This window comes from Acinetobacter thutiue (assembly GCF_030385805.1).
GTDB lineage: Bacteria > Pseudomonadota > Gammaproteobacteria > Pseudomonadales > Moraxellaceae > Acinetobacter > Acinetobacter corruptisaponis.
This window is the reverse complement of the sequence record NZ_JAUDZE010000005.1, coordinates 75,287-100,314: the sequence shown is the minus strand read 5'-3', so window position 1 is coordinate 100,314 and position 25,028 is coordinate 75,287. Positions and strand designations below refer to the sequence as shown.

Below are 25,028 nucleotides of genomic sequence, written 5' to 3'. Positions count from 1 at the left end.
GAAACTCCTATGGGCACATTGGGGAATGTGCCCATTCATGATTGATAAAATTAGGGTTTAGCTCGCTCGGTTTGTCTGACGTATAGACTGAGCGATTTTTTCAGAGGCATTTCTGAGCGTGTCATGCTGCACATGGGCATAACGTTGTGTGGTGATTGGAGAAGAATGACCTAGCAACTTCTGTACAACATACAAAGACTCGCCACTATTCACAGCCATACTTGCAAAGTTATGTCGCAAATCATGAATACGGATTTTGTCGATATCCGCAGCCTTCAAGATTTTTTCAAAGGTTTTACGAATATCCGCATAAGGCTGCAAGGTCTCAGGATTGGCAAAAACGTATGGGCAGCGTTTTGGCATTGAACAAATGATCTTCAAGGCTTCACTACTCAATGGAATCTGACGAGCTTTGCCTGCTTTATTGTGCTTGAGCAGCCAGACCCCAGTTTCCGTATCGACATCAGACCACTGCAAATCCATTGCCTCACGCTTGCGGACACCTGTGAGTAGCAGAAATCGGACAATCGCTACAATAATCAGGTTATCAATAGAGAATTGAGCAGGTTGGATCAATACCCTGTCTAAACGCTGCATCTCTGTATCATTGAGATAACGTTCAATCAGATTATTTTCCTTGAATTTCCGAACACGGCTTACAGGATTCGTCGTAATCCATTCATGCTCAATCGCCATATTAAAAATACTCGATAACAAAGCACGAATACGATTAACTGTTGCATTACTGAGACCTTTCTGCTGACATTCGATCAGTGCAGAACTGACCATCGGTACAGTAATTCCATTAATCAGTAATTTACCGAGAATTTGAATAAGGTGAGTACGGATACGAGATTCATCATCCTTGTATGAGCGTTTATACGGCTGAACCGCAGGCAAATAGATATTCGTTACGAAGTAAGCAAAGGTTGGGGTACTTTGTTGGCGACGTTGTTCAGCATCTGGATTTATCCCTTTGTCCAGTAACACCTGATACTGTGTAATTAATTCAATCGCTTGGTAGATACTGATTTCAGGATATTTACCAAGCACCATTGAACATTTCTTACGTGTAAAGGAATAACGCCACAAAAATGTTGTACTTTTGGTTGAAATAACGATACGCAAGCCTTTTATACCATTGACAGAATATTCATGCTTGGACTTGCCCTCTGGCAGAGGATAGTTGTTCATGTCCAAAGCAGAGCTTGGTATCTTTAGGGATACATTCATAATAATGACTCCTTTTGGGGTGGAAATTAGGCATAACGACCCCTTGTCGCTTAGAGCAACAAGGGGAATGGAATAATAGGAATGTGCCAATAAGCTTTTTATAGGCGTGATTGATTCTCTGACCTTATGTAATAGTCATAGCTGAAAGGAATATTTTTAGAGTTGGATTTTAATTCAACGTAACTGCATGCCTGTTACGTTAATTTAATCAATAAGCGTTATTAGATAATACTGTCAATAAGTGATTATATTTAAATGAGAAATAATCTGGCATATTCTCAAAGAGGAACGACATACGCTCAACCATGCGATCCTCGAAAAGTAAGTCCTCAACACGATTATCTGGCTTAATTACACAATACTGATTATGGTCAACAATACATACCACTTTAGCGAAAAACTGATTGTCCTTATCAACCATATAATAACCAAAAGATGTCAATTGATTTTCTTGCTCATCTTGAGATGTGTAATTCTCTACCAAAATTACTTTAGCAGGTTTATATAGTTCAATGAGTAAAACCAAAGACTGTACTGAATCGCTACTCACTTTTAAGGTTTTTACAGATTCGACCCAATAGCCATTATTTCTAATAATAGTCATTGGTATATTTAGACTCTTAGTAATCAAAGAAGCATGTAATGAGACATCTTCAAAAAGAAGCTGTGTCATCAAGGCTGAATCTGAAATACCATTATCCACCCCATTTAGGATGCAACTTGCTTCATGATTGAGCAGACTAGAGTGATGTTGTTTTCCTGAAACAAGTTCTGGATATGTTTCTTTCTTTTCCATGTAACACCCATAGTTGATATGTCGACATGGATTAGTTTTTTCGTTTTGTACAGTGTTCATAGTTGATACCTTTATAACAATGATTGTGATTGATTGGCTAACTTTAGGTGAGCTAATCGGTTTGTATGACTGAATGTCATAGACCAGTTATTTGACTGGTTGATATTGACTATATAGCTCTATTTAGTGATGGTCAAATCTGATCTTTTTGTTTTAAGTTATTGATAATATTGAAATAAATTTACTAAAATGTGACCTTTATTTATGCTAATATACTTTTTAATCCTAACATGAGCTGGCTCAAAAATTTTTGTGTGATGTTCTACTACGAGAATTCTCAATCGATCAAATTTTGATCAAACGAGGTGTGCGATGTCGATTCCTGCGGAAATTTATCTATATCTAAATTTGGCATATGAAAAGGGTGAGAGAGTTTCAGTAGAAAGCATTAGATATAGGTTTAAGAAATCCAAATCAAGTGCTTATACTTATTTAAGAGAATTTAGATATCATAAATTCCCCAAAAAAGTTGAAAATAAAGAAAATTCATATATTAAGATTGACATTAAACAGAGGAATAGAAAAAATGTAAGTACAGAAGAATTTGAAATTTTTATGTTTAATGTGTTAGAAAATGGCGGATTTAAAAGTACAAGGCATCTCTTCCTACTTTTTATTCAAGAATTTATATGTAGAAAAGATGAAAAAGAAAAAATTAACTCTGTTCTTGATCACTTTATAAATAAAAGAAAATTGAGTGATAAAATTTCTCTTGATATATATTCATCTAAAAAGAGAACTTTCAATCGTTATTTCTCTAAATTTAGAGGTGATCAGAAAAATAGGTTAGCAAAGCATAAATTAAGAATATCTAAATCTAGAACAGATACATTAAGAGGGTATTATACAGTTAAAAGGAAGAACCCCCCCCCACGGACAACTAGAACGTAAGCCACTTTATCTTGAAAATCCATCACGTCATACCTGACCTCGCTATCAAAAAAGAAACCGTAAAGCCAAAACAGCTTTACGGTCTATTTTGAGGTAAGACAGTGGTCTGACAGGATGATTCAGTAATCAATCGGCAATAAGATGGTTGTTAGACTTCGATCAGCTTCAGTAATGATCCAAATTTTATCCGTTTCATATTGATAGCTAGAAAAGATACGTCTGCCACTAATGAGAGCCTCTTCATTACTGTCTTTATCCTCAGAACATAGATTTCCCCAGTCACCTGTATGATGCCGTTGCAACAAGCCAAGTAGGTCGATTTGATGCTGATTGGCAAAGGTTAAGGCATTTACAGTCGCTACCACTTGACCAAGCTCAAATAAAGGTTTCTTTGACATTTTTCCGTCCTTGATGCTGTGTGCTAAAACTCCAAGCTGTAACTCACTCAGTGTTCAGTTCGGTATCATGGGTAAAGAATGTTGAGGAAGTAATGTTCGTGGAATGAACACCAGAACACCTTCATTGTCATTGAGTAAAATATAGATTTCATACCAATCCAATAATTCCTCTATATATTCAGCCTCACCATTTTTGATCTTTTCATAAAGACTAAAAGACAGTTCTGGTAAGGGCTGAAATAACTCTTTGCCTTGTTCACATACAATAAACCACCCATGTTGGGTGGCTTGATAGGCTTCTTCATACTGTGTTTCCAGTCGAGATATCGTACTGGATATTGTCGAAGCAATTTCACGGTTGATTACATATTTGATGTCCTCCTTATGCTTGATGTACTTCATTTTCAATCTCCTTTTCAGGGCGTTTTTTACTGGTTTTGGTTGGTGTAATCTCTTTGTCCATTGATACAAGGCTTTCCAATTGGTTCACCCACAATTCAAAATGAACATCAACTTCCAATAATCTTTCGGTCATAGGATGTGGTTGGACAAGTTTCTGATCTACGAACACCGCAGCAAGGAAGCAATGATTATTTGCCGATTTCCCTGAGAATAGAGGCTTGAATGCCGTTGCATGAAATGGCTTTTCAGTGGCTTTGAGATTTGCCAAACACTGTAAAATGTCGGTGACTTGAATGAGTTCGGCACTAAAGCCACCGCTTGATTCATTCTTGCAAAGTGAGATGCCAAAAGACTTATCTTCTTGATGCTGCCAAATTTGATAATGTAATTTCCCTTCGGCACGTTCAGAAAGCTTATTACAGATCAAAGTCTCGACAAGGCAATAACCTACTTTGTCATGGATACGAGGTTGTGGTTGCATGATGATGCTCCATAAATAAAAAATCCCCAATGCACGTTACTGCATTGGGGGCTATTGATAAGGTCAAGATTTAAATAAATTGTAAGGCTGCAATCAGTACAGCAGCAGCTTTTTCCTGATGACTGGCATCAATGCTATTACAGGTACGGATACTATTCGCCAAGTTTTGACACTTGGGATGAGGAATGTTGTCCATAACCTCACATACTTTTTCAAGTTCTGGATAATGTTTTTTCACGGTGTTTGCTCCTTGATTGAATCACCATGAAAATAATATCTATGCCAAATGCGGACGATTACAATTTATGTATGCAGCATTAGGTTTATTTACACTTTACTGTTTTTGCAGACTCAAATTCCATAATGGATATTACACCATCAGATTTTTCTAAAGTCTGATCTTTGGCTTTGATTTGAACGCAGTTACCTTTTTTCAGCGTATTCAAATCATTCGCCTGTTTCTTGGTTAACTCTAGGGCATAAATGGAAATGAGTCCTTTATCAGTTGCTAATTGAGCTGATTCTTCTCCCCACTGAGTATTTTTCTTCATTTTTACATTTAATGTCGCAGCGTTTGCTGTAGACATTGCGAATATAAATAATGTAATAAAGATGCTTAAAGGTTTCATAATTTTATCCTTTGATTTTAGTTAAATGATTTAAATATTAGACTTTACCATTATAGATGGTCGTTGCTTTTCCATCTTTTTTCACAGTCAGCTTATTCCCTTCAGCAAAAGCTTGGACATTTTCGGAACAGCCATCTATTTCAGTTTTACCTGTTACACTTTCACTTTTTGTATCATAGCTAAAGGCGTAGGTTGTGGCTGGGCAGCTATTTCCGTGCTCACCTGTTGAAACAATCAGTACATATTGATCAGCAAATTTATAGGCATGGTCAATATGAACGTAACCTGTAAGCTCAACATCCTCCACGACTTGTTCCATCACATTGACTCGCCCTGCTTTTGACTGGTAATTAATTGCTTGCCCCATCGTATCTTCACCACGGCTTTCCAATGCAAAAATTTGGTCATAGCCTACACCTTCATCTGAAACATATAAGGCTTCATAACTGACTGTTGGTGCAGCAGGGGCTGTTTCTTTCTGCGGGCTTTGAGGAACTTTGAGATCAGATTTTTCAACTGATGACTCCTCAAAGTTTTTTGCAGCATCACGTAATTCAAAAGCTTTAATGACAGTATCATTAAAGTCAGTACCTCCTAGAAATGTTTGTAGTTGAAGAAATTCTGCTTCTTCTTTTTTTGTTACTGAAATACATTTAATAAGATCAGGATCATTTTTTATCTGCGCTGTTGAAAAAGTATCAAGTGCTTTTTCCAAGCTCATAGGACTGCATTTGGATGTAGTGGCATATTTATAGACCAATATTGTAGAAACTACGGTCATTACAACTATAGCAATAATAATAGTTGTAAGTTTCTTAATGCTCATGTTCTTTAATTTCCTATATTAATCTCTTTGTCTTGTTTAAGGTACTTTTTGTATCTATTTTGGGTACATTATCTGGTGTATTCAAAATAGGTACATGACAAATAGTATCTATACTGACGAGATGCGAACTCTGATCCATTGGCTCAAGAGTGAACGCAAATTACGCCACCTTTCTATGCGTAGCTTGGCTGAACGCATGGACAAACCTCATTCGTACATACAAAAAGTTGAACAAGGCGAAAGGCGTTTAGATATTGTGGAATACGTTTGGTACTGCAATACGCTTGGAATCAATCCTCAAACTGGATTGGATTTAATTCAAAATGAAATCAACAAAGCAAAGGGTTAAGATTGTTTTTGCAATTCGTTTTGAATAATCTCAATCGCTATATTGTGATCAACATCCAAAGCACGGCAATATCGTAAAAATTCAACGATCTCTAAAATATGCTCTCCCTGTTCAATGTCTTGTATATATGAAACAGGTTGGTTCAGATTTTGTGCGAGCTGTTGAATTGTTAATTTCCTTTTTTCACGCTGTTCTATAAACCATTGCTGTAAAGCATCCATACAACTTTCTCCTTATTCTCTTATTACAGGGATGAATAAGGTGGAAAGAGTATGGGGTTTTGTTTTAGGGTTAATATTTACATTATTTGCAATAAGATTGAAAAATGATTTATCGCTAGCAAGTAATAAACCTATATTGAATACAGAATAAATAATTTTCATGGTCACTCCTTTGTTTATAGACCATGAAAATAATATGTAAGTAAAATGTGATTAATTACATATTATTTTATAGCTTGAAGTTTTTGATATTTATAATTAGGTATGCTCATATTAAAAATATTTGAACATGCTTTAAAATATTACTTACATGCAAGATAACTTTTGGCAGCCTTAATTCGTTTAGGTCGTGTTTTATCTAAATATGCAAGTACATCCTCTTTTGTTACTTTAGATGGTGTCGTTGATAAGAACTGATTGATCGTGATCATAGATTTCATATACTTATACTGCTCATAAACTTCTGCGGCAGAATACGCTTGCCATTGACCTGTATCAGTCAAGGCATAAGCTGTTTTACCCTTTTCATTACATTGTTTAGCAAAATAATACATGGTATCTCCTTGTTCCAATGTAACTCCTGCAAAACTATTTGTAGTTATGAGTGCAATCATGGAAGCGAGTATAATTTTCATTCCTTTGTGATTTGCACGTTGGATGAGTTTCTCAAATACCCCAATTTTATTGACTCTTTCATTTTTTTCATAATGTGACATGACTTTTTTCCTGCAATGATTAATGTGACTGAATACACGAGACGAGATTGTGTTGTTTACCCCTAAAAAGTCGTAGTAACACGTACCTTAGTTAGGTACAATTGCTACCGACCTCACCACCAAACTTAGTATTCATAAAGTTCTAAGCACAGGTTTGATAGCGGTTTTTTCCTCCGTCTGTTGGCGATGTTTATAAGCTAACAGGTTGGGTGGACAGGCTGTGTCGTCATAAAAATGGAAATTGAAAAAATTAAAATAAATGGACTTTTTATAAGGCACATCATTATTTTGATTAGTGACGACATCACCTGTCTATCAGTGTGGATATTATGGATATAAGAAAGATTAACTTTGGAAAGAGTAAATGACAGATAATGAAAATGAACATGTCAAATTAGCACAACGTATCACGGACATGCTGTGTCAGCTTAATGAAGGCAAAGCATTGGATACCAAGCAACTTGCAGAACAACATCGTGTCAGTAAACGTACCATACAGCGTGATATTAATCAGCGTTTAATGGTGGCATTGCCTATGCTTGGGCTGAATGATGATGGTCTTTATGCGTTACCTGAAAATTATTATTTAGGGCAATTGAATAATGATGATATTCGTCATTTTTCCATACTCTCAGGTGTTTCTGATTTATTCCCCAATATGGATAGACAATTCTTGCATCGTATCTTGAATGAAAATGCAAAATTTGTTTATGAAAGTAAAGGGCAATTTAATGAAGATGGTACAAAGTTTAAAGCTCTATTTGAGCACTTAGAACCTGCTATTTTAAAGAAGCATAAAATCACGCTTTATTATAAAGGTAGTTATCACTTACTTGAGCCATATAAATTGATTAATCATCGTAGTTGCTGGTATTTGGCAGCAGTGAAAGATGAGAAATTAAAAGCGTATCGCCTCAGCTTTGTTAAAGAGTTTACGATCCATGACAATCAACCTTCTTTTCAGCATAGCAAAGAAATATTGAAGCAATTAGAAACAGAAGAAAGTATTTGGTTTGGACAAGACAAACAGGAAGCTATTTTAACGATCAGTGCAGAAGTTGCAGATCATTTTAGACAACGGAGTTTGTTGCCACATCAGCAAATTGTCAAAGAAATGGATAACGGTGGTTTGCTGATGAGTAGTCAGTATGTCAGTTCAGTCCAACTTCTTTCGCTGATCCGTTACTGGATGCCACATATTCATGTGGTCAGTCCTGAAAGCTTGCAAAGTGAGTTGATGGATGGGTTAAAAGGATATATTGGGTAAATGTTTTAATTCATGGAAAATTATTTAAATTAGGAGAAAATTATGCCAAGTTCACTTATTTTAGGGGGATCTATTTTAGGTGCTGCTACTAAGTATTTAGTTGATAATCTTAGAGCAGTAAAGGAAGTAAAAAGGGGGAGTATCATTTATTGTGGTTTAATGAATAATCAATTTGAGCATTCTGGAGTCTATATCGGTGATAATAAAATTGTACATTTAGATGGTTCTGGTCTCATTGAAGTTGTTTCTCCTGAAATATTTTTGAATAGATTGGGTGGTTTAAATATGGCTCTAAGTATCTATGTATCTTGTAAAGATGGACAATCTGTAGGTTCTGAAAAAGTTGCACAGCGTGCCAAAGAGAAAATAGGGAAAAAAGTAGAATATAGTGTAATTAGTAATAATTGTCATATGTTTAGTTCTGGATGTTTAACAGGGAATTTTGAAAACAATGATTGGCCATTTTGGCTTTTAAAAAATACCGCTTCTTCTATTTTAGGATGTAATGAGTGGCGAGTATGGGATTTTAGAAATTAGTATTACAAACATGACAGACCAGTGACTTTAAATTTTTATAAAACAGTAGGGGTAAGATATGCCACTTCCATTTATTTTAGCAGGTGTTGCAATTGCAGCAGCAGGTTATGGGGTTAAGAAAGGTGTTGATGCTAAAGGAGATTTTAATACCGCAGACGAATATAATACTGAAGCTCAAGTAATATATGATGAAGCAGTAGAAGAACTTGAAACACAAAAAGTAGAAACCCAAGAAAAAATTGAAACGCTTGGTGAGTTAAAAGTTGATATTTATGAAAATCAATTGCTTGAATTTGTTGAGAGCTTTGAAAAAATTAAAAATATTGATTTTGACGATACAGAACTATCTGATGAGTTAAATAATCTTCACTTAACGAAAGCAGAGTTTTTATCTATCTCAAAAACTGTTTTAAGTGTAAATGAAACATTAGGTGGTGGACTCGCTGCTTTAGGTGCAGGAGGCATGGCGGGTTTTGCTGCATTTGGTAGTGTAGGGATGTTAGCAACCGCATCTACTGGAACTGCAATTGGAACATTAAGTGGGGCAGCAGCAACTAATGCAACATTGGCATGGTTGGGTGGTGGTGCTTTAAGTGCAGGTGGTTTTGGAATGGCTGGGGGAATGGCTGTTTTAGGTGGTGTTGTTGCTGGACCTGTATTAGCTGTAGGTGGAATGATGTTAGCAGCTAAGGCAGAAGAAGCTCGCCATAATGCCTATGCAAACTTACAAGAAGCAAAACTTGCCGTTGAACAAATGAGCAATGCAACATTACTGACAAAAGAAATAGGAGATCGGTTTACAGAAATTACGGAAATTTTAGTGAGTTTGCAGGAATGGTTTATTCTCTTTCTTGATGATTTAAATGAAATAATTGATGATAGTACCGATTATAGACGTTATACAGAGCGGCAAAAACAACTTGTGATGATGTGTTTTGCTACTGCGAAAGTACTAAAGAATTTGATGGAAACTAGAATCTTAGATGAAGATGGTTCATTAGTCTTTCTTGATTTTGAATTGACCGATGCTCGTGATTTTGATGATGAGATCTGTGAATTTTATGCTGATGACGATCAATAGTTTTAGTTGAAAATAGATCGGTTTTTTCGAACAATGACTGGTTTTATAATAAATTAGTCATTGTTTTTATAAATGGAATTGTATAGGTAATATATGTCAAATAACTTAAATAAATTACAAAGAAAGTCGATAGTTTTGGATGAGAATAAATCAGTTTATAATGGTTCTGAAAGTAAATTAAAAGATAATCAAAAAATATTTGAACAAAGCATACATATTTTAAATGAGCATCAGTTAGACCCATTATTTAAAGCAACCCAACGATTATTGGGTGATGCAGATGTATTGATGAAAATTGCAGAAGCAAAAAAGAATTGTATTCATGCACAAGGTTGGCAATTTGAGCAGCTAGAAGTCATGAAATTTAATATGGATGCTATACAGAAAGGTGAATATGCAATTTTTGCACAAACGACGGATAGTATGGGGCAGCCACATGCTGCTGCTGACATTCTAATACAAAATACGAATGGTGCTATTTTAGATGAAGCCCAACTAAAATCATGTAATGATGCTGCCAAGAGCGCATTTGCTTTAGCAGATGAAAAATATCAAGGAATGCAACGTGTCGCACCATCAGAGCAAACTGAAAAAATTAGTGAGCTATATCAAAAGAGAATTGATACAGGTACTTTAAAAGCCGAAGATTATAGAGATGCACAAAATCATTTGGAGAAAGGTGTTCGGCATGGAGAAATCACGTCAGGAGGAACAACTCAACAAGAGGCGATTGAAGCTACAGATTTAGAACGTGTAGGACAGATTGCTACTGAACATAAACAAGAGGCATTATTAACAGAACTGCATCGTACAGGGCATCAAGCAGGAGTATTGGGAGCAGCAATTGGCGGTGGGATGTCCATGATAGGAGATGGATACCAATTATTGTCTGGTCAATCAGATTTAACGGTTAGTGAATTTTTATTAAAGACCACAACTTATACAGTAAGAGGCTATACAACAAGTTATGTGACTAGTGTTGCTGCACGAGGCGTAGCTCATACTGCACAAGAGTATCTTGCAGAATCAACAGCAAAAGTACTCATAAAAAGTAATGCGCATGTCGCTGTGGCAGCAGGTGCTGTAAAAGCAGGAAAGTCGATTTATAGATTCTTAACTGATGAAAATATGACAAAAGAAGAATTATGTAATGAAATTAGTCATACAGCATTAACAGGTGCAGGTGCATTTTATTATGGTGCTGTAGGACAAGCATTGATCCCGATTCCTGTTGTTGGTGCATTAGTGGGATCGACCGTTGGATACTTTATAGCAAATATACTACATCAGTCTGGGCTATTTGCTTTGGGTGAGGCAGCGAATGTAAAAGTTGCAAGAGAAAGAAAAGAGCAAATAGAACAGTTATGTTTAGCTGTTATTCCTCAAATGCGAGTTGCTCGTTTAGAAATGGAACAAGTCTTAGAAGAAAATAGAGTTGCTCGTAAAGAATTTATTGCTGATGTCTTTAGTCAGATGGAAGATTCCATTTTATCTGTAGATGCTGATCAATATATACAGGCTTTAAATCGGCTTAATGGGGCATTTGGTCATGATCTAGGATTTAGGAGTTTTGAAGAATTTGACCAATTAATGCAAGATGATGATTTTGTATTTCAGCTATGAAAATGAATTTTCCTTGTTCGCAATGTGGTGCATGTTGTCGCCACGTCAATTTATCTGAATTGACAGCTTATCTTGATCGTGGGGATGGAGTATGTCGCCATCACGATACTACGACCCATTTATGTACGATCTATGATACTCGTCCTGAAATTTGTCATGTTGATCAGTTTTATAAGCAGCATTTCCAAGAAAAAATGGCTTGGCATAACTTTGTTGAACTAAATCTTATTGCTTGTAAGCAGTTATATGAAATGGAACAAAACAAAAATAGATAAATTAAAAACTTTAGACTTTTCTGATGAACTGTTTACGGTCCGTTTGTTTAAAGCCAACTGTCACTTAATGCGAAGAGATATAAAGCAGCTTTAGCTCGTGTTGCGCCCACATAAAACCAAGTTGGATGTTGAGCAGCTTTGGCATTGAGTCCGACAAGAATAACAACTTCTGCTTCTAGACCCTTAAAACCCTGAATTGTTCCAACACGGACATGATTTGGTATAATCTGTGCCATGTTGGTATTGATGTTGACATGATCTAATCCAACTGACCAAGAGGATTGTTTGTTGTTATGTCTGAATGGGGAGAGGACTACAATGTTTTCCACAGGGACTTGTTCTTTCTCAATCAATTGCTTGAGCAACTGTCGCAGTTGTATTGCCATTCCTGTAAAATCATCGCAATAATGCCAAAGAGGCTCAATACCTTGCTCAACTAAATAACGTTCAGCAGGTTTGGATTGACCATATTTGGTGGCAACTAAGCCGATAGGTTGAGTATTACGCAGATTCTCGGTCAATGACATGACATTGGCTGCAAAAGGTGGTTGCCATACCTGCTTATCAAGATAAATATTCTGCTGTAAGTCAAAAAAACAATACCAGCTAAAATTTTCTGTACCTAAAGCCTCTAGGGCAATCCACCATTCTGATTTGAAGTCTGCTGCTTCATCAACAATGATGCTATCAAAACGGCTATTTACAATATCTATGGCTTCTAGCAGTAATTCTGTTGCACCCTCACCATAAAAATATTCTAAATCAGCAGGGTTTTGGGGTTCCGCATAGCTTAATCCAGCCAATTCAGCGTATTCCTTGACCAGATCATGAAAGGCGATTGCCTTGATATTGGGAATATGTGCAGTTGCTTGTGCAAGCTGTGCTGCTAAGTAACGATTATAACAAGTGAGCAAGACTCGTTTATTCTGTTGAGCATGTTGTTCTGCTAGTGTCATAGCAAGATGGGTTTTACCTGAACCAGCAATTCCATCAATCAATAAACGATTTTGACTTGCCAGCATACGCAATACATTCATTTGCTGTTGTGTTGCACGATGCAGAGCCTGACTAGTTTGCTCTATCTGTACGACTAAGGGACTAAAGGTAATAACAGATGGAGTAAAGATTTGCTGAATGGCATGTTGCTGTGGTTTTGTCCAAATCTTTTGTACGGAGTTTGCTTCTTTAAAGATTTGTAGCAAGGCATTTTCAATATTCTTTAAACTTTGACGATCAAGAAGAAAAGATTTTGATGGTAGTTCAGTGGGTGTTTCAGATTTCCATACAAGATCGGGGAAAAACACGGCATGAGTTACTGTTAATTGATTGAGTGCCTCTTTACCAATTTTTGCACTGAGCTTTTCCATGAGCGCATAGCGATTACGTCGAGCCTGTTGACAGGGAGACTGTGACATTGACCGACCAGAGGCATAGAACCATTGCCCATCTTTTATATATACAGCACCTGCCTTAATTTCTAGAACAATCAAGCCATGCTGGGGATGAAATATAACAGCATCCGCTTCACCGATTTGTTCGCCATGTTGTTGTATCAATCGCCATTCTACCGAATTAAACGATTGCCAAGGCTTGCCCAACGACGCTAAGCATTCAACAACTTTTGACTCAGCCAGATTACCAACTAATTGTGCGCTGCTTATCGAGTTTTGCATATCCATGTGTTTTTGCTAAGGAAAGTTGATTTGATTATTGAGGATATGCTTATACAGCGCAAACCTTTTTATAGAAAAAACTTCAATAATGGAGAGGATTCGTAGACCATGACCTATATTTACTGAAACGTTAGGATTTTTTCTGATGAACCGCTTACGGTCTGTTTTTCAAGAGCGTAGGTGATTTGTCAGCGAGAGCCTATCTAGCTATGCCACAAATGGTTTGATTGGCAGGGGAAAGAGGTCAGAGAGCACCGTAGATGCATGTCAATCGCATAAAACGGCAAGAATCTATCTCGTGCAGTGTCTCTATACCCAAGCATTCATTAACACGCCTAGAAAGGGGAAAGAACGCTATTTTTTATGCCTAGATTTAAGCTAGAGAGGATAAAGCCTTGTACAGCATACTTTGATGAAAGATCATCTGGTTGAATATGTAGAGTGGATAGGTTGAGACCATCGGAGTATTTAACCGATGAACCGTAAAATGAACCACAGAAAGAAGTTTTTTGAGATTATCTGAAATTAAAAAAGCCTTGTAAACTTTTGATTTACAAGGCTTTGAATCTGGTGGGTCGCCCGCGATTCGAACGCGGGACCAACGGATTAAAAGTCCGCTGCTCTACCGACTGAGCTAGCGACCCAGATAATAATCAAAACTATAAAGTGGTGGGTCGTCCGCGACTCGAACGCGGGACCAACGGATTAAAAGTCCGCTGCTCTACCAACTGAGCTAACGACCCTGAGCGAGGATAAGTAAAGCAACGCTTTACCCGAGCGCAAGAGAAAATCTATGATTTTCTTTGGTCTTGGATCCTAAGCAATCAGAGGAAAGATAAATCTTTCAAACACTGCATCGTTTTGATGTTGCGTATTCTAGCAATTTATTCAGCTAACACAAGAGGAAATTGTAAATCATGTGAATGATTGTTTATAAAAAACACGATTTCCTCTCGTTTAGCTAAAAAATAAACTAAAAACGGTATTGATAACTTTGAATATTGTTAAAGATTTCGGCATTTACATCGCAATAGCCTGTTGCCCCTGGTAATAATACCAACAAACGTTCAGACGTTTTGCCTGGATTAAAGGCATCCTCTTTCAGCTTGTTTTTCTGGTACTTAAATGTGCCTGTGGTTTCAACCTTGGCCTGAACACGTAGGAATACGGGGATTGCGTATGATGGCAGGCATTTCTTGAATACGTTCACCATAGCGCTTAAATCAGCTTCATTCAGTTCTTCACCATCCACCAGCGTGATTGCAGCCATACCCGCACGGCCGTTGGTATTTGGAATTTCTACGCCATAAACCACGGCTTCTGCAATCTTATCGTATTCGCAAACCATGTTTTCAACTTCAGTGGTTGATACATTTTCGCCTTTCCAGCGGAAAGTGTCGCCTAAACGGTCCACGAACTGTGCATGACGGAAACCGATGTCACGAACCAGATCACCTGTATTGAAGTATGAGTCACCCTTGGCAAATACATCCTTGAGAATAACCGACTTGTTCTTTTCAGGATCGGTATAACCATCAAACGGAGAGCGGCTGGTAATCTTGCCAACCAGCAAGCCCACTTCACCTGTCTTCACTTTCTTGCAGTGGCCTTTCTTGTCACGGACAAGCTCATTCTTTTCCTTGTCAAACTCAACAATGGCATAAGGGGTAGGAGAGAAGCCCACGGTATTGTCAAAGTTGAAGATGTTGCTAAAGCCAACATTGCCTTCACTTGATGCATAAAGCTCAAGAACTTCCTGCACACCAAAACGTTCCTTGAATTTGCCCCAGATGTTTGGACGCATACCGTTACCAATCATCTTGGTGACACGGTGGGCGCGGTCAAGTTCCGTTGTCGGCGCATCAATGAGGTAACGGCAAAGTTCACCAACATAACCAATGGCAGACGCATTGAATTTTTGTACGTCTTTCCAGAATGCACTGGTTGAATATTTACGACGTACCGCAAGTGTTGCGCTACCCGCAATCACGCCACACCAGCACACCACCACGCCTGTTGCATGGTAAAGTGGCAGGGTCACATACATCACGTCATCCTTGCCAAGATTAAGGATATGGCCGTATGTACCATAAGCCAGCGTCCAGCGGCTGTGGGTGAAAATAACCGCCTTAGGCAGTCCTGTTGTACCAGAAGTATAGATATAGAACAGGCCATCCTTGCCTGTCACTGTACGGGTGGTGGATGGATTGAATTTCGGGAATTGATCAATTTGCTGGGCAAGATTGACATAGCCTTTAGGTGCAGTACCAGCATGCTTGCGCGTTTCCTGGTCAGCAAACCAGTGGAAACGGTCCTGGGCAACATTCAGGTCCTGACGGATCTCATCAATGGCAGCACGGACTTCCTCACCCGCAATCACGGCAATTGGATTGACCAGGTTGATGCTATGGGCAAGTACCTTGCCGACCTGTGAGGTATTCACCAGGGCAATGGTCACGCCAATTTTGGCCAGCGCCACGATTGTGGCAATGAGTTCAGGGCGGTTTTCAACCATCACCGCAATAACATCACCCTTTTTTGCGCCCAGAGACAAATAGTAATGTGCAATCTGGTTTGCCCATTCATTTAGTGCTCGATAGCTATAGCTTTGATCTTCAAATAACAGTGCAATACCTTGCGGGTTACGCTTTACTGCTTTTTCAAAGGCGATCCCTAAACCAGCTGGAGAGGCTGGTGTCCGCAAATATGCCTGTTTAAGACCATTGAGGATATGAGGTACTTTGGTGATGAAGTTCGGAAGTCGGGTTGCGACATCACCAAGGGTAATAATATCGGTCTGCGTAGTTTGGCTCATATCAATCCTGTTTTATTTTTCGATCAATCCAAAAAATGGCTATTTGTTGGAACACAACCATTTAACATCATTGTTGTTGATGCTGTTTTTAATGGTAAGTCCCTAGAGCAATCAACCTGAACTGCGACTAAGCAGCGCAAGGGCCTACCTCTCTTGCAATATTTCAATGACGCTACATTTTACAGTAACAAAAAAGCCTAGTCATCGAAATGACTAGGCTTTTGCTTATTGAGTGCAATTTAGCAAATTATTCATTGCCAACGGTACTCTTTTTCGGTGGACGTCCACGTGGACGGCGGGGGCGGCTAGATTTCTCTTTTTCCGCCTTTGCAGCTTCATCTTCCGTATCCGTTTCTTCAACGTTTGCGGCTGGTTCAGTATTTTCAACAGCTTGAACCGCTTCAGTTGTCTCTGTGACTACCACAGCTTCAGTTTCAACAGCAGGTTGCTGTGGTTCAACTACTTCAGCAGGTGCTGTTTCTTCTGCCACCACAGGCGTTTCTTCATTTGCCAGTGCCAGTGCCTGTTGTTCAGGTGCTGCATCAGCAACAGTGTCTTCTGCAACAACTGCCTCAATTGCTGTTTCCTGCACTTCTTGCGTGGTTTCAGTGCTTTCTACAGGGGCAGCAGGCGCTGTATTGGAAGCCAGATGTTCCTCTTTTGCCTGCTCAGCCGCAAGTTTTGCTAAACGACGACGTTCACGTGGATCGTTGGCAACACGCGAAGCGGATGCTTCTGGTGGTGTTAATGGCAATACAGGTGCTGGTTCAGCTTCTTCCGTTGGCTTCTGGCTTGGAAGTTCTGCATCACGTGTAACAGGGCGCTTTTCCTCAGCAGCTGTTTCAACCACCAGAGTGCTGGCATATTGTTCAGCGAACTTCTGTAAGGCACGGTTGAACGTGGTCACCAAACCAAACTGCTCAATCAGGATTGTGCAATCTTCACCATAAACATGGCGAATCAGGCCACCCATGGTGTATTGCCCCAACGTTGGAATTTGCGATGGTGCAATTTTTGCTGCCGCTTTCTGACTGCTTTGCGCCCCACGCTGATGACGACGGCGTGAACGTGGATCATTGCTTGCACGTTTCGCTGGTGCCTGGGTTGCCTCTTCAACTGGTGTTGTTTCAGCAGCAACTTGCTCTGCCTGGGCAGGTGTGGCTGTTTCAATCGTCTCTACAACTGCTTTTACTGGCTCGACCTGTGGCGCTGGCGCAGTAGTCTGCTGTGGAGTGAGCGCAACAATTTCACTCTGTCCCTGATCAATGTTGACGATCAATGCCGTGTTCATTGGTTCAGTACGAGGCGTATCAATCACATCAACTTTAAGCTGCTGTGGATTGGACGCAACCTCAACTGCAACAGGCGTTTCATTGAGAACACTTTGGTCACGGTGACGGTTCGGGCGGTTTGGACGCTGCTGATTATGACGGTCACGACGTGGCAACGGTGCAGAGGCATCATTTCCATGAACAGCATCATTTTGCTGTTGCTGGTTTTGTGATTCCTGCGGGCGTTTTTGCTGGCGTTTCAGGTCACGTTGCTCTTGGCGCTGTTCCTGACGTGACAGTTGAACAACTTCCTCATGCACCTGATTTTGTTGCTCATGGGCGTGTACATGCTGTTCACGCTGCTCTTTATGCTTACGTTTCTTCGGGTTCTGGGATTGATTTGGACGGTTCGACTTTTCGTCTTTATCAAACGCTTCGCGGGTTTCCTGTTTTACAGGTGTCTGGGAAATATAGACATTATTTGCTGTCGTTTCCGCAATTGCAGCTGTTGCAACCTGGCCGAATTGACCACGGCTCACAGCGCCATTATTGATCATCTGTTCAATGGCTGACGCCGCATTTTGTGCAGAGCGGGACTGATCAATGGTCTGAGCCTGTTTTTGAACAAACAGGTTCTCTAACCATGCGCAAGGGCTTGCTGCTTTTGATGCTGCTGCCTGTGCCTGTTTTGGCTGGGCAGTGCCTTGCTGTGTTGTAGCCTTTTTCTGTGGCGCTGCCGCCTGCTGCTGTGCTGGAGCAGCATGACTGTGCTCAGCTTCTTCCAGATGCCACTCAGAAGATTCATAGCCGAGTTGTTTTTCACTGTCACGAGTCGCTTCAGTACGTTCATAGCTGGATGGTGCAAAGCCTGCTGGATTGTACTGGATTTCATAATGTGGCGTTTCTAAATGTGGATGTGGCAGAATGGTGACACGCACATTGGAGGTTTGTTCCAGATATACAAGACTGTGGCGCTTTTCATTCAACAGGAATGCCGCGATTTCCACAGGGACTTCCACCTGTACCTCGCCTTGACGTTCACGTAATGCAATTTCTTCCACTTTACGCATAATTGAAAGTGAAAGGGAGCGTAGGTCGCGTACCATGCCTGTGCCATGACAGCGTGGGCACACATAGCCCGTTGCTTCCTCAAGCGATGGACGTAAACGCTGACGACTCATTTCCATCAGGCCAAAACGTGAAAGCTGGCCGAACTGGATGCGTGCGCGGTCACTTTGGGTTGCTTCACGAAGTTTCGCCTCAACCATACGCTGGTTGCGGTCCTTGGTCATGTCGATAAAGTCGATCACCACCAAACCGCCAATATCGCGTAAACGAAGTTGACGCGCAATTTCCTCAGCCGCTTCAAGGTTGGTATTTAATGCTGTTTCTTCAACATCATGACCACGGGTTGATTTCGCCGAGTTAATATCGATGGAAACCAGTGCCTCGGTTTGGTCAATCACGATTGAACCGCCAGAAGGAAGTTTTACTTCACGTTCATAAGCAGTCTGGATTTGGCTTTCGATACCGAAATGGGCAAATAATGGCTCATTCTGGGTATAGGTTTTTAACTTGTCCAGCTGACGTGGCATCACAGCCTTAACGAAGTTATAGGCTTCATTATAGGCCTGTTCGCTATCAATCAGGATTTCAGCAACGTCATCACGTAGATAGTCACGGATGGCACGTGTCACCACACCCGCTTCCTGATGCACCAGCATTGGTGATGGACCAGAACTTGCCGTACCCTGAATTTGTGCCCAGAGGTCAAGCAAATGCTGTAGGTCAAGTTGCAGTTCTTCCTGTGAGCGACCGATACCCGCAGTACGTACAATCACGCTCATGCCACGGGGAACATTCAGGGATGCCAGAATTTCCTTAAGCTCTTCGCGCACTGAACCTGAAATTTGACGGCTGATGCCACCACCTTTCGGATTGTTTGGCATCAAAACCAGATAACGGCCAGCCAGTGAAATGAAAGTAGAAAGCGCGGCACCCTTGTTGCCACGTTCCTCTTTTTCAACCTGAACCAGTAATTCTGTGCCTTCGGTGATCAGTTCACGGATGTTGGAGGTTTGGCGTGGGTCTGCCTTGAAATACGAGTTTGCAATTTCCCGCATTGATAAAAAGCCCTGGCGCTGAGCGCCGTACTCGACAAAGACTGCTTCTAGAGACGGTTCAACGCGAGTGACATGGCCTTTATAGATATTTGATTTTTTCTGTTCACGGGTACGATTTTCCAGGTCGAAATCGTAAAGACGATTACCAGTAATCAGTGCAACGCGAACCTCTTCAGCGTGGGTTGCATTAATCAGCATACGTTTCATGGGTGTGACACCTAATAGTGATGCACACAAACAACTCGCTCGCTATTTTTGAGCAAACATCAAATTGGCGTGATCAAGACTCAGGAGCAGCTTTGATATGCGAAGCTCTGAAACCACTGACTGTAAATCCAGTTCTGGGTTCTGATACGGTTATTTCGATGTCGGCAATCCTGCTTCAATCCTGGGCACCGTGATATATCACTGGACCCTAAATGATCCAAGTTTCCTGTGCGCTTCACTGGCGGGTGAGCGGTGCATTGGATGTGATGACTTTCACTGTCATTAAGCATTAAGGCCGCCCCATCTGGACGTCCTGATACGGAATGATCATCGTATCTTTGCCTGGCAGTTCCAATGCATCAACGCTTTAGCCTGAATGCGGCATCAGGGAGCAAATTGTCTGATGTGGATCAGTTTACGTTTAATAGCCAACAAACTTGTTGGCAACATATTTTTTCTGGACAAACCGTAGAGTTCATTGAAATATCAACAAACCCTATGTGCAGATGCACAATTAAACGCAACAGTTTGCCATTTTTGCCGATATAATAAGCCTTCGGCGTCGGCATAATTCTTTAGGACCTATCCGAGCTGTTGGTGAATATCTCATCAATTTGAAATTTCAACTGAATAAAATTTCTGATTTGATGCTCACTTACGGCGGTATCCGTGCGCTGAATATATCAAACCTTGCGGCATCTGCCTATGGGCTAAGTTTAGGTTTCTTGTGAAATAACTTAGCTAAATGATCATTTTTTAATCGTATTTAGCAAATCTTGGATGAATCGAGCGTATGAATTCTACACAGCAATGGCAAAGTGTCACTTGGTTTGACGTGGATGAGCATCAGGCTGGACAGCGAATTGATAATTTTTTATTTACCCGATTAAAAGGTGTTCCAAAAAGCCGTATTTACCGTTTGATCCGTGAGGGACAGGTCCGTGTAAACAAAAAAAGGATAAAGGCCGAGACCCGTCTGGAAATTGGCGACCAAGTTCGTGTTGCCCCGATTCGTTATGAACAGAAAGATGAAAGTGCGGTTCCTGTCAGTGACAGTGTGGCACAAAGCCTGCTGAGCCGTGTGGTCTATGAGGACGAGGGCCTGCTGGTGGTGAATAAGCCATCGGGGATTGCAGTGCATGGGGGCAGCGGTGTGGCCTATGGCCTGATTGAGGCCCTGCGTGCAGCCACAGGTAAAAAATATCTGGAACTGATCCACCGTATTGATCGTGATACCTCAGGTTTGGTGATGATCAGCAAGAAACGCAGTACCTTAAAATTATTACAGGATTTACTGCGTGAGCATAAAATCAAGAAAACCTATGCGGCAATCGTCAAGGGGCAGGTCAGTCTGGATCAGCAACTGATTGATGCACCGCTGTTCCGCTATGAGCTTGCCAATGGCGAGCGCCGTGTGCGTGTCTCTAAAGAGGGTAAGCCGAGTAAAACCGAGTGGAACGTGGTTGAACGTTTCAAGGCGGCAACACTGGTGCATGCGGCACCTTTGTCAGGACGTACCCATCAAATTCGTGTGCATGGTTTAAGTATTGGTCATCCACTTATTGGTGATGATAAATATGGTCACAGCACCGCCTATGCTGGTCCAGAGGCCAGACGCTTGTGCCTACATGCCATGCGTCTGCAAATTCCAGGCTACCCAACCATTGAGGCGCCAATGCCTGAAGATATGCAACAGGTTTTAAATGAGTTGAGAAAGCAGAAATGAGTCAAAATATCGAACTGGTGATTTTTGATTGGGATGGAACCTTATTCGATTCAGTGGGACAGATCGTGGCAAGCCTGCAACATGCGGCACAACAGTTCCAGCAACCCTTAACCAATGAGGCTGCGAAAAGCATTATTGGGCTGGGTTTGCCAGAGGTGATGCAAATCCTGTTTCCTCAGGTGCCGCATTTACAGCAGGATATTTTGCAATGCTATGCAGACCATTATGTTGCGAACTCTAAAGGTGATGCATGGTTTGGTGGTGTTGCGGAACTATTGGCTGACCTAAAGCGGCAGGGGATCAAGCTGGCGGTGGCAACAGGTAAGAGTCGTAAAGGTCTGGATCGGGTGCTGAACCAAACCAATAGTCACGATATTTTTGACATTACCCGTGCCGCCAGTGAAACCCGATCAAAGCCTGACCCGTTAATGTTGCAGGAAATCCTGCTTGAGACAGGTGTGGCGGTAGAGCGGGCTATTATGGTGGGTGATACCAGTTATGATCTTGAAATGGCACAAAACCTGAATATGCAGCGCATTGGGGTGAGCTATGGGGTGCATAGTGTGGAAACCTTACAGCAATACCAACCCTTGACCATTGTCAGTTCAGTTCAGGACCTGCATGGCTATTTTCAAGCTGTATTGCCATCCTCTGCCTTGATTGAAAGTTAATCAACACAATATTGACCTGACCAGGGTAAGGGGAATGATGCCTTACCCTGCATAATAACAATAGGGAAGTCATGAGTCGTTCAATCCGTTTGCTCAACCTGTTACAACTGCTAAGGGAGTACCGTTATCCTGTGACGGCACAGGTTCTGGCTGAACGTTTGCAGATTAGCCAGCGCAGTGTTTACCGTGATATTGAAACCTTAAGGGGGCAGGGGGCGGAAATTGAGGCGGCGGCAGGGTTGGGATTTCAGCTCAGGGAGGATTTCCTGCTACCTCCCATCACCATGAATGAGACCGAAATTGAGGCGATTGTCCTTGCCCTGAACTGGTTGAACTATATTCCTGATCAGGCCTTGAAATCGGCCTCCACTTCTGTATTGGCAAAGTTAAATGCGGTACTGCCTGAACATCGGCAACAGTTGTTGCAGCAAACCACCTTAAGGGCGATCAATGTCTGGTTGCCTGTGGATGAGGCACTGGTGGAGCAAGTCCGCTTGGCCATTCGCCAGCAGGTGAAAATCCTGGTTGATTATGCCGATGAGCAGCAAAGGATAAGCTCAAGGATATTGTGGCCGTTTGCACTGGGCTATTTTAATGACCGTATCGTGCTGGCTGCCTGGTGTGAACTGCGTGATGGGTTTCGGCATTTTCGTATAGATCGGATTCAGCAACTGAGCCTGAGTCAGGAACTGTATCCACAGTTTAAGCAGCAACTTTTTCAGCAATGGTGGACACAGGAGGTTTGCCGTTCGACTACTGACAAAAACTGACAATCAAAACAATTAGATTTAAATAAAACCAACAAGCAAGGAAATATGAAAATGGCACTTAAACTTTATACCAATAATTATTCACGTGGTGTGGTGGTGGACTGGTTGCTGATCGAACTGGGCGTTGAATGCGAACGCATTGAGGTTGCCTTTCAAACTGAAATGAAGACCCCTGAATACTTAAAGATCAACCCTTTTGGAAAGGTTCCCGTATTGGTGGACGATGAAGTGGTGGTCTATGAACTGGATGCGATTTGTGCCTATCTGGCAGATAAATTTGCGGACAAGGGTTTGGCACCTGCATTGAATGATCCTAAACGGGGCCTGTACTATCGTTGGCTGTTCTTTATCTCTGGTCCGTGGGAGGCGGCTTCCACCAATCAAATGCTGGGCGTGGAGGTGAAGCCAGAACAAAAATCCTCAGTGGGATATGGTGATTATCAGGATGCCTATCAGGCCTTTGTTCAGGGGCTGAGCGAGGCTGATCCATATCTATGTGGTCAGCAATTTACCGCTGCTGATGTGACAGTTGCGGCGATGCTGTTCTGGCAGCTTAAAATGGGAGGAGTTCAGTCCCATCCAGCCATAGAGCGTTATCTTGACAATATAAAGCAACGACCAAGTTACCAAAAGTTTGCGGAATTTTTTAGTAATGCCTAAAGGGTAAAAGATAGCCGACTGAATCGGCTATCTTTTTCATCATTGGGACTATGCAGGAATATCGAGCTCAAATACCTGTCGAATTTCTTCCAGAAACTGTTCTGTGGCCAGGCTGGGCTCAAGCCTGTTATAGCTGAAAAATACATCCAGACAGGGGAGGGAATGACTCAGTGGGCGCATCACGATTTGATCCGTTGCCAGCGCCTGCATATAGGAGGGCAGAATGGCGCAACTTTGGCCTGAATGCACTGCCTGAATACTCTCCGCAATGCTGTTGGCCTCAGAAATTGTCTGAAACTGAATCTGTCGCTGTTCAATATACTGAGTGATGGTATCGAACAGGGGCTGGGAGAGCTTTTGGGACAGAACGGTTATGGCCAGCCCATTCAATTGTCCTACTGGAATTTCAGTTAATTGCGCCAGGGGATGCTGTTTGGGGAGCATAAACACCAAGGGTTCTTTCAGTATTAACTGACTGGCAAAAACCTCATTTTGAAACTCCTGATTAATAAAAATAATGTCTAAGTCGCCTTTCTTGAGTTCAGCGATTTGGTCACTCTCTTTCAGGTTCAGGGTGCGGATTTGCAGCTTGGGAAGCTTGACCCTCAGGCGCGGTAGAATATAGGGAAAAATACGGATTTCAGCAGAAGGGACAAAGCCAATTTTCAGATACTGGACTTTTGCCGCAGCCACCTGTCGTGCCATGGTGATGGCCTTGTCCGCCTGTGTCAGGGTAAGGCGAGCCTGTTCCAGAAAAACCAGCCCCTCCTCGGTCAGTTCAACCTTGCGTTTGGTGCGGTGAAAGAGCTGTACGCCAATATCATCCTCAAGGTCCTTGATCTGCTGGCTTAATGAGGGCTGCGCCGTGTGCAGCTTTAGTGCGGCTTTACTAAAACTGAGTTCTTCAGCGACGGTGATGAAGTAACGTAGATGGCGTAATTCCATAAGACTTGTCCGTGTGTGTCTTACTGTTATTCTTAATTAAAGTATTAAAAAATAATTCTCATGGCCGCATTATATAGTAGCTGATTTTCTAGACAATATGCTTTTTTCTAAAATATAAAAAATATATTAAAACGCTATGCCTGGAAGTTTAACGGAATTGTCATTTGGCGTTATGAGTTCAGTAAAATTGTGTTGACTCAGCCAGAGAAAATCAGCATAACTCAATGACCTTATGTTAGGATCAAGGACTGATTATGGAAAGCCATGTTTTTAAAGGATCAGGCAGGTCAAGGTCAGGTTATCGTCCCAAGCCATATCTTGATCTGGAAAAGATGCAGCCTTAAAAATAAGCCATAATCCTAAGCCAATATAACTCAGCCCC

At 41.2% G+C, this 25,028-nt stretch carries 26 protein-coding genes, 2 tRNA genes and 1 pseudogene; 12 read left to right on the top strand and 17 right to left on the bottom strand.

Annotated elements, in window-relative coordinates; all coding sequences use genetic code 11:
* Positions 1 to 57 precede the first annotated feature (57 nt).
* Positions 58 to 1,233, bottom strand: a complete 1,176-nt coding sequence (locus QTA56_RS12080; RefSeq protein WP_267981190.1) for a site-specific integrase — start codon at positions 1,231 to 1,233, stop codon at positions 58 to 60.
* Positions 1,234 to 1,441: 208 nt separating this feature from the next.
* Complete coding sequence (locus QTA56_RS12075; protein WP_267981189.1) at positions 1,442 to 2,029, bottom strand: hypothetical protein; 588 nt, start codon at positions 2,027 to 2,029, stop codon at positions 1,442 to 1,444.
* Positions 2,030 to 2,401: 372 nt separating this feature from the next.
* On the opposite strand from QTA56_RS12075, the gene QTA56_RS12070 reads away from it, so the two are divergent.
* A complete protein-coding gene (locus QTA56_RS12070) occupies positions 2,402 to 2,980 on the top strand; it encodes a hypothetical protein (protein ID WP_267981188.1) in 579 nt (192 codons plus the stop codon).
* 119 nt (positions 2,981 to 3,099) lie between these two features.
* On the opposite strand, the gene QTA56_RS12065 is transcribed toward QTA56_RS12070, so the two are convergent.
* The 6 genes from QTA56_RS12065 to QTA56_RS12040 all read right to left on the bottom strand — a co-directional run bounded on the left by QTA56_RS12065 (position 3,100) and on the right by QTA56_RS12040 (position 5,716).
* A complete protein-coding gene (locus tag QTA56_RS12065) occupies positions 3,100 to 3,378 on the bottom strand; it encodes a hypothetical protein (RefSeq protein WP_267981187.1) in 279 nt (92 codons plus the stop codon).
* 54 nt (positions 3,379 to 3,432) lie between these two features.
* Positions 3,433 to 3,780 (bottom strand): hypothetical protein, encoded by a 348-nt coding sequence (locus QTA56_RS12060; protein WP_267981186.1) that lies wholly within the window; start codon positions 3,778 to 3,780, stop codon positions 3,433 to 3,435.
* Positions 3,761 to 4,261, bottom strand: coding sequence for a hypothetical protein (locus QTA56_RS12055; RefSeq protein WP_267981185.1), 501 nt, complete (start codon positions 4,259 to 4,261; stop codon positions 3,761 to 3,763). Before QTA56_RS12055 ends, QTA56_RS12060 begins: the two co-directional genes overlap by 20 nt.
* A gap of 70 nt (positions 4,262 to 4,331) precedes the next feature.
* On the bottom strand, positions 4,332 to 4,499 hold the full coding sequence (locus tag QTA56_RS12050; RefSeq protein ID WP_267981184.1) for a hypothetical protein: 168 nt from the start codon (positions 4,497 to 4,499) through the stop codon (positions 4,332 to 4,334).
* A gap of 85 nt (positions 4,500 to 4,584) precedes the next feature.
* Entirely contained in the window at positions 4,585 to 4,890 is a 306-nt protein-coding gene (locus QTA56_RS12045; RefSeq protein WP_267981183.1) for a hypothetical protein, read from the bottom strand.
* Between the two features lie 37 nt (positions 4,891 to 4,927).
* On the bottom strand, positions 4,928 to 5,716 hold the full coding sequence (locus tag QTA56_RS12040) for a hypothetical protein (protein WP_267981182.1): 789 nt from the start codon (positions 5,714 to 5,716) through the stop codon (positions 4,928 to 4,930).
* Between the two features lie 94 nt (positions 5,717 to 5,810).
* Here QTA56_RS12040 and QTA56_RS12035 point away from each other — a divergent pair, with 94 nt between their 5' ends.
* The gene (locus tag QTA56_RS12035; RefSeq protein WP_267981181.1) at positions 5,811 to 6,065 is read left to right on the top strand and encodes a helix-turn-helix domain-containing protein; all 255 of its coding nucleotides are present in this window, start codon (positions 5,811 to 5,813) and stop codon (positions 6,063 to 6,065) included.
* On the opposite strand, the gene QTA56_RS12030 is transcribed toward QTA56_RS12035, so the two are convergent.
* The 3 genes from QTA56_RS12030 to QTA56_RS12020 form a co-directional block, all read right to left on the bottom strand.
* Positions 6,062 to 6,286: a helix-turn-helix domain-containing protein gene (locus QTA56_RS12030; RefSeq protein ID WP_267981180.1), complete on the bottom strand. Its 225-nt coding sequence runs from the start codon at positions 6,284 to 6,286 to the stop codon at positions 6,062 to 6,064. The two genes, QTA56_RS12035 and QTA56_RS12030, sit on opposite strands and share 4 nt — an antisense overlap.
* Before the next feature lie 12 nt (positions 6,287 to 6,298).
* Positions 6,299 to 6,448 (bottom strand): hypothetical protein, encoded by a 150-nt coding sequence (locus QTA56_RS12025; RefSeq protein WP_267981179.1) that lies wholly within the window; start codon positions 6,446 to 6,448, stop codon positions 6,299 to 6,301.
* A 140-nt stretch (positions 6,449 to 6,588) separates the two neighbouring features.
* A complete protein-coding gene (locus QTA56_RS12020) occupies positions 6,589 to 7,002 on the bottom strand; it encodes a hypothetical protein (RefSeq protein ID WP_267981178.1) in 414 nt (137 codons plus the stop codon).
* A 364-nt stretch (positions 7,003 to 7,366) separates the two neighbouring features.
* Here QTA56_RS12020 and QTA56_RS12015 point away from each other — a divergent pair, with 364 nt between their 5' ends.
* From QTA56_RS12015 to QTA56_RS11995, 5 genes are all read left to right on the top strand, one after another.
* A complete protein-coding gene (locus QTA56_RS12015; protein ID WP_267981177.1) occupies positions 7,367 to 8,269 on the top strand; it encodes a helix-turn-helix transcriptional regulator in 903 nt (300 codons plus the stop codon).
* Positions 8,270 to 8,311: 42 nt separating this feature from the next.
* A complete protein-coding gene (locus tag QTA56_RS12010) occupies positions 8,312 to 8,806 on the top strand; it encodes a lecithin retinol acyltransferase family protein (protein ID WP_267981176.1) in 495 nt (164 codons plus the stop codon).
* Between the two features lie 58 nt (positions 8,807 to 8,864).
* Entirely contained in the window at positions 8,865 to 9,887 is a 1,023-nt protein-coding gene (locus QTA56_RS12005; protein WP_267981175.1) for a kinetochore Spc7 family protein, read from the top strand.
* Between the two features lie 93 nt (positions 9,888 to 9,980).
* Complete coding sequence (locus tag QTA56_RS12000) at positions 9,981 to 11,510, top strand: hypothetical protein (RefSeq protein ID WP_267981174.1); 1,530 nt, start codon at positions 9,981 to 9,983, stop codon at positions 11,508 to 11,510.
* Positions 11,507 to 11,785, top strand: a complete 279-nt coding sequence (locus QTA56_RS11995; protein WP_326498155.1) for a YkgJ family cysteine cluster protein — start codon at positions 11,507 to 11,509, stop codon at positions 11,783 to 11,785. The genes QTA56_RS12000 and QTA56_RS11995 overlap by 4 nt, the downstream gene beginning before the upstream one ends.
* 47 nt (positions 11,786 to 11,832) lie before the next feature.
* Here QTA56_RS11995 and QTA56_RS11990 read toward each other — a convergent pair whose 3' ends face one another.
* From QTA56_RS11990 to QTA56_RS11970, 5 genes are all read right to left on the bottom strand, one after another.
* Positions 11,833 to 13,464, bottom strand: a complete 1,632-nt coding sequence (locus tag QTA56_RS11990; RefSeq protein WP_267981173.1) for an NERD domain-containing protein/DEAD/DEAH box helicase — start codon at positions 13,462 to 13,464, stop codon at positions 11,833 to 11,835.
* A 562-nt stretch (positions 13,465 to 14,026) separates the two neighbouring features.
* Positions 14,027 to 14,102 (bottom strand) — tRNA-Lys (locus QTA56_RS11985).
* A 23-nt stretch (positions 14,103 to 14,125) separates the two neighbouring features.
* Positions 14,126 to 14,201, bottom strand: a tRNA-Lys gene (locus QTA56_RS11980).
* A gap of 230 nt (positions 14,202 to 14,431) precedes the next feature.
* Entirely contained in the window at positions 14,432 to 16,273 is a 1,842-nt protein-coding gene (locus QTA56_RS11975) for a long-chain-acyl-CoA synthetase (RefSeq protein WP_267981172.1), read from the bottom strand.
* A 247-nt stretch (positions 16,274 to 16,520) separates the two neighbouring features.
* Positions 16,521 to 19,874, bottom strand: coding sequence for an Rne/Rng family ribonuclease (locus QTA56_RS11970; RefSeq protein WP_267981171.1), 3,354 nt, complete (start codon positions 19,872 to 19,874; stop codon positions 16,521 to 16,523).
* 354 nt (positions 19,875 to 20,228) lie between these two features.
* Between QTA56_RS11970 and QTA56_RS18335 the strand changes: the two are divergent.
* From QTA56_RS18335 to QTA56_RS11950, 5 genes and pseudogenes are all read left to right on the top strand, one after another.
* Positions 20,229 to 20,605: pseudogene (locus QTA56_RS18335) on the top strand (hypothetical protein).
* 62 nt (positions 20,606 to 20,667) lie between these two features.
* Complete coding sequence (locus QTA56_RS11965) at positions 20,668 to 21,600, top strand: RluA family pseudouridine synthase (RefSeq protein WP_267981170.1); 933 nt, start codon at positions 20,668 to 20,670, stop codon at positions 21,598 to 21,600.
* Positions 21,597 to 22,271, top strand: coding sequence for an HAD-IA family hydrolase (locus QTA56_RS11960; RefSeq protein WP_267981169.1), 675 nt, complete (start codon positions 21,597 to 21,599; stop codon positions 22,269 to 22,271). Before QTA56_RS11965 ends, QTA56_RS11960 begins: the two co-directional genes overlap by 4 nt.
* 71 nt (positions 22,272 to 22,342) lie before the next feature.
* Complete coding sequence (locus tag QTA56_RS11955) at positions 22,343 to 23,041, top strand: helix-turn-helix transcriptional regulator (protein ID WP_267981168.1); 699 nt, start codon at positions 22,343 to 22,345, stop codon at positions 23,039 to 23,041.
* A gap of 51 nt (positions 23,042 to 23,092) precedes the next feature.
* Positions 23,093 to 23,701, top strand: coding sequence for a glutathione S-transferase family protein (locus tag QTA56_RS11950; protein WP_267981167.1), 609 nt, complete (start codon positions 23,093 to 23,095; stop codon positions 23,699 to 23,701).
* 48 nt (positions 23,702 to 23,749) lie between these two features.
* Here the strand turns inward: QTA56_RS11950 and QTA56_RS11945 are convergent, their stop codons facing one another.
* On the bottom strand, positions 23,750 to 24,646 hold the full coding sequence (locus tag QTA56_RS11945; protein WP_267981166.1) for a LysR substrate-binding domain-containing protein: 897 nt from the start codon (positions 24,644 to 24,646) through the stop codon (positions 23,750 to 23,752).
* Between the last annotated feature and the right edge of the window lie 382 nt (positions 24,647 to 25,028).

Excerpts from the sequence above, each read along its gene's own strand:
- QTA56_RS12080 (WP_267981190.1), bottom strand. The coding sequence starts at position 1,233 with ATGAATGTATCCCTAAAGATACCAAGCTCTGCTTTGGACATGAACAAC.
- QTA56_RS12075 (WP_267981189.1), bottom strand. The coding sequence starts at position 2,029 with ATGGAAAAGAAAGAAACATATCCAGAACTTGTTTCAGGAAAACAACAT.
- QTA56_RS12070 (WP_267981188.1), top strand. The coding sequence starts at position 2,402 with ATGTCGATTCCTGCGGAAATTTATCTATATCTAAATTTGGCATATGAA.
- QTA56_RS12065 (WP_267981187.1), bottom strand. The coding sequence starts at position 3,378 with ATGTCAAAGAAACCTTTATTTGAGCTTGGTCAAGTGGTAGCGACTGTA.
- QTA56_RS12060 (WP_267981186.1), bottom strand. The coding sequence starts at position 3,780 with ATGAAGTACATCAAGCATAAGGAGGACATCAAATATGTAATCAACCGT.
- QTA56_RS12055 (WP_267981185.1), bottom strand. The coding sequence starts at position 4,261 with ATGCAACCACAACCTCGTATCCATGACAAAGTAGGTTATTGCCTTGTC.
- QTA56_RS12045 (WP_267981183.1), bottom strand. The coding sequence starts at position 4,890 with ATGAAACCTTTAAGCATCTTTATTACATTATTTATATTCGCAATGTCT.
- QTA56_RS12040 (WP_267981182.1), bottom strand. The coding sequence starts at position 5,716 with ATGAGCATTAAGAAACTTACAACTATTATTATTGCTATAGTTGTAATG.
- QTA56_RS12035 (WP_267981181.1), top strand. The coding sequence starts at position 5,811 with ATGACAAATAGTATCTATACTGACGAGATGCGAACTCTGATCCATTGG.
- QTA56_RS12030 (WP_267981180.1), bottom strand. The coding sequence starts at position 6,286 with ATGGATGCTTTACAGCAATGGTTTATAGAACAGCGTGAAAAAAGGAAA.
- QTA56_RS12025 (WP_267981179.1), bottom strand. The coding sequence starts at position 6,448 with ATGAAAATTATTTATTCTGTATTCAATATAGGTTTATTACTTGCTAGC.
- QTA56_RS12020 (WP_267981178.1), bottom strand. The coding sequence starts at position 7,002 with ATGTCACATTATGAAAAAAATGAAAGAGTCAATAAAATTGGGGTATTT.
- QTA56_RS12015 (WP_267981177.1), top strand. The coding sequence starts at position 7,367 with ATGACAGATAATGAAAATGAACATGTCAAATTAGCACAACGTATCACG.
- QTA56_RS12010 (WP_267981176.1), top strand. The coding sequence starts at position 8,312 with ATGCCAAGTTCACTTATTTTAGGGGGATCTATTTTAGGTGCTGCTACT.
- QTA56_RS12005 (WP_267981175.1), top strand. The coding sequence starts at position 8,865 with ATGCCACTTCCATTTATTTTAGCAGGTGTTGCAATTGCAGCAGCAGGT.
- QTA56_RS12000 (WP_267981174.1), top strand. The coding sequence starts at position 9,981 with ATGTCAAATAACTTAAATAAATTACAAAGAAAGTCGATAGTTTTGGAT.
- QTA56_RS11995 (WP_326498155.1), top strand. The coding sequence starts at position 11,507 with ATGAAAATGAATTTTCCTTGTTCGCAATGTGGTGCATGTTGTCGCCAC.
- QTA56_RS11990 (WP_267981173.1), bottom strand. The coding sequence starts at position 13,464 with ATGGATATGCAAAACTCGATAAGCAGCGCACAATTAGTTGGTAATCTG.
- QTA56_RS11975 (WP_267981172.1), bottom strand. The coding sequence starts at position 16,273 with ATGAGCCAAACTACGCAGACCGATATTATTACCCTTGGTGATGTCGCA.
- QTA56_RS11970 (WP_267981171.1), bottom strand. The coding sequence starts at position 19,874 with ATGAAACGTATGCTGATTAATGCAACCCACGCTGAAGAGGTTCGCGTT.
- QTA56_RS11965 (WP_267981170.1), top strand. The coding sequence starts at position 20,668 with ATGAATTCTACACAGCAATGGCAAAGTGTCACTTGGTTTGACGTGGAT.
- QTA56_RS11960 (WP_267981169.1), top strand. The coding sequence starts at position 21,597 with ATGAGTCAAAATATCGAACTGGTGATTTTTGATTGGGATGGAACCTTA.
- QTA56_RS11955 (WP_267981168.1), top strand. The coding sequence starts at position 22,343 with ATGAGTCGTTCAATCCGTTTGCTCAACCTGTTACAACTGCTAAGGGAG.
- QTA56_RS11950 (WP_267981167.1), top strand. The coding sequence starts at position 23,093 with ATGGCACTTAAACTTTATACCAATAATTATTCACGTGGTGTGGTGGTG.
- QTA56_RS11945 (WP_267981166.1), bottom strand. The coding sequence starts at position 24,646 with ATGGAATTACGCCATCTACGTTACTTCATCACCGTCGCTGAAGAACTC.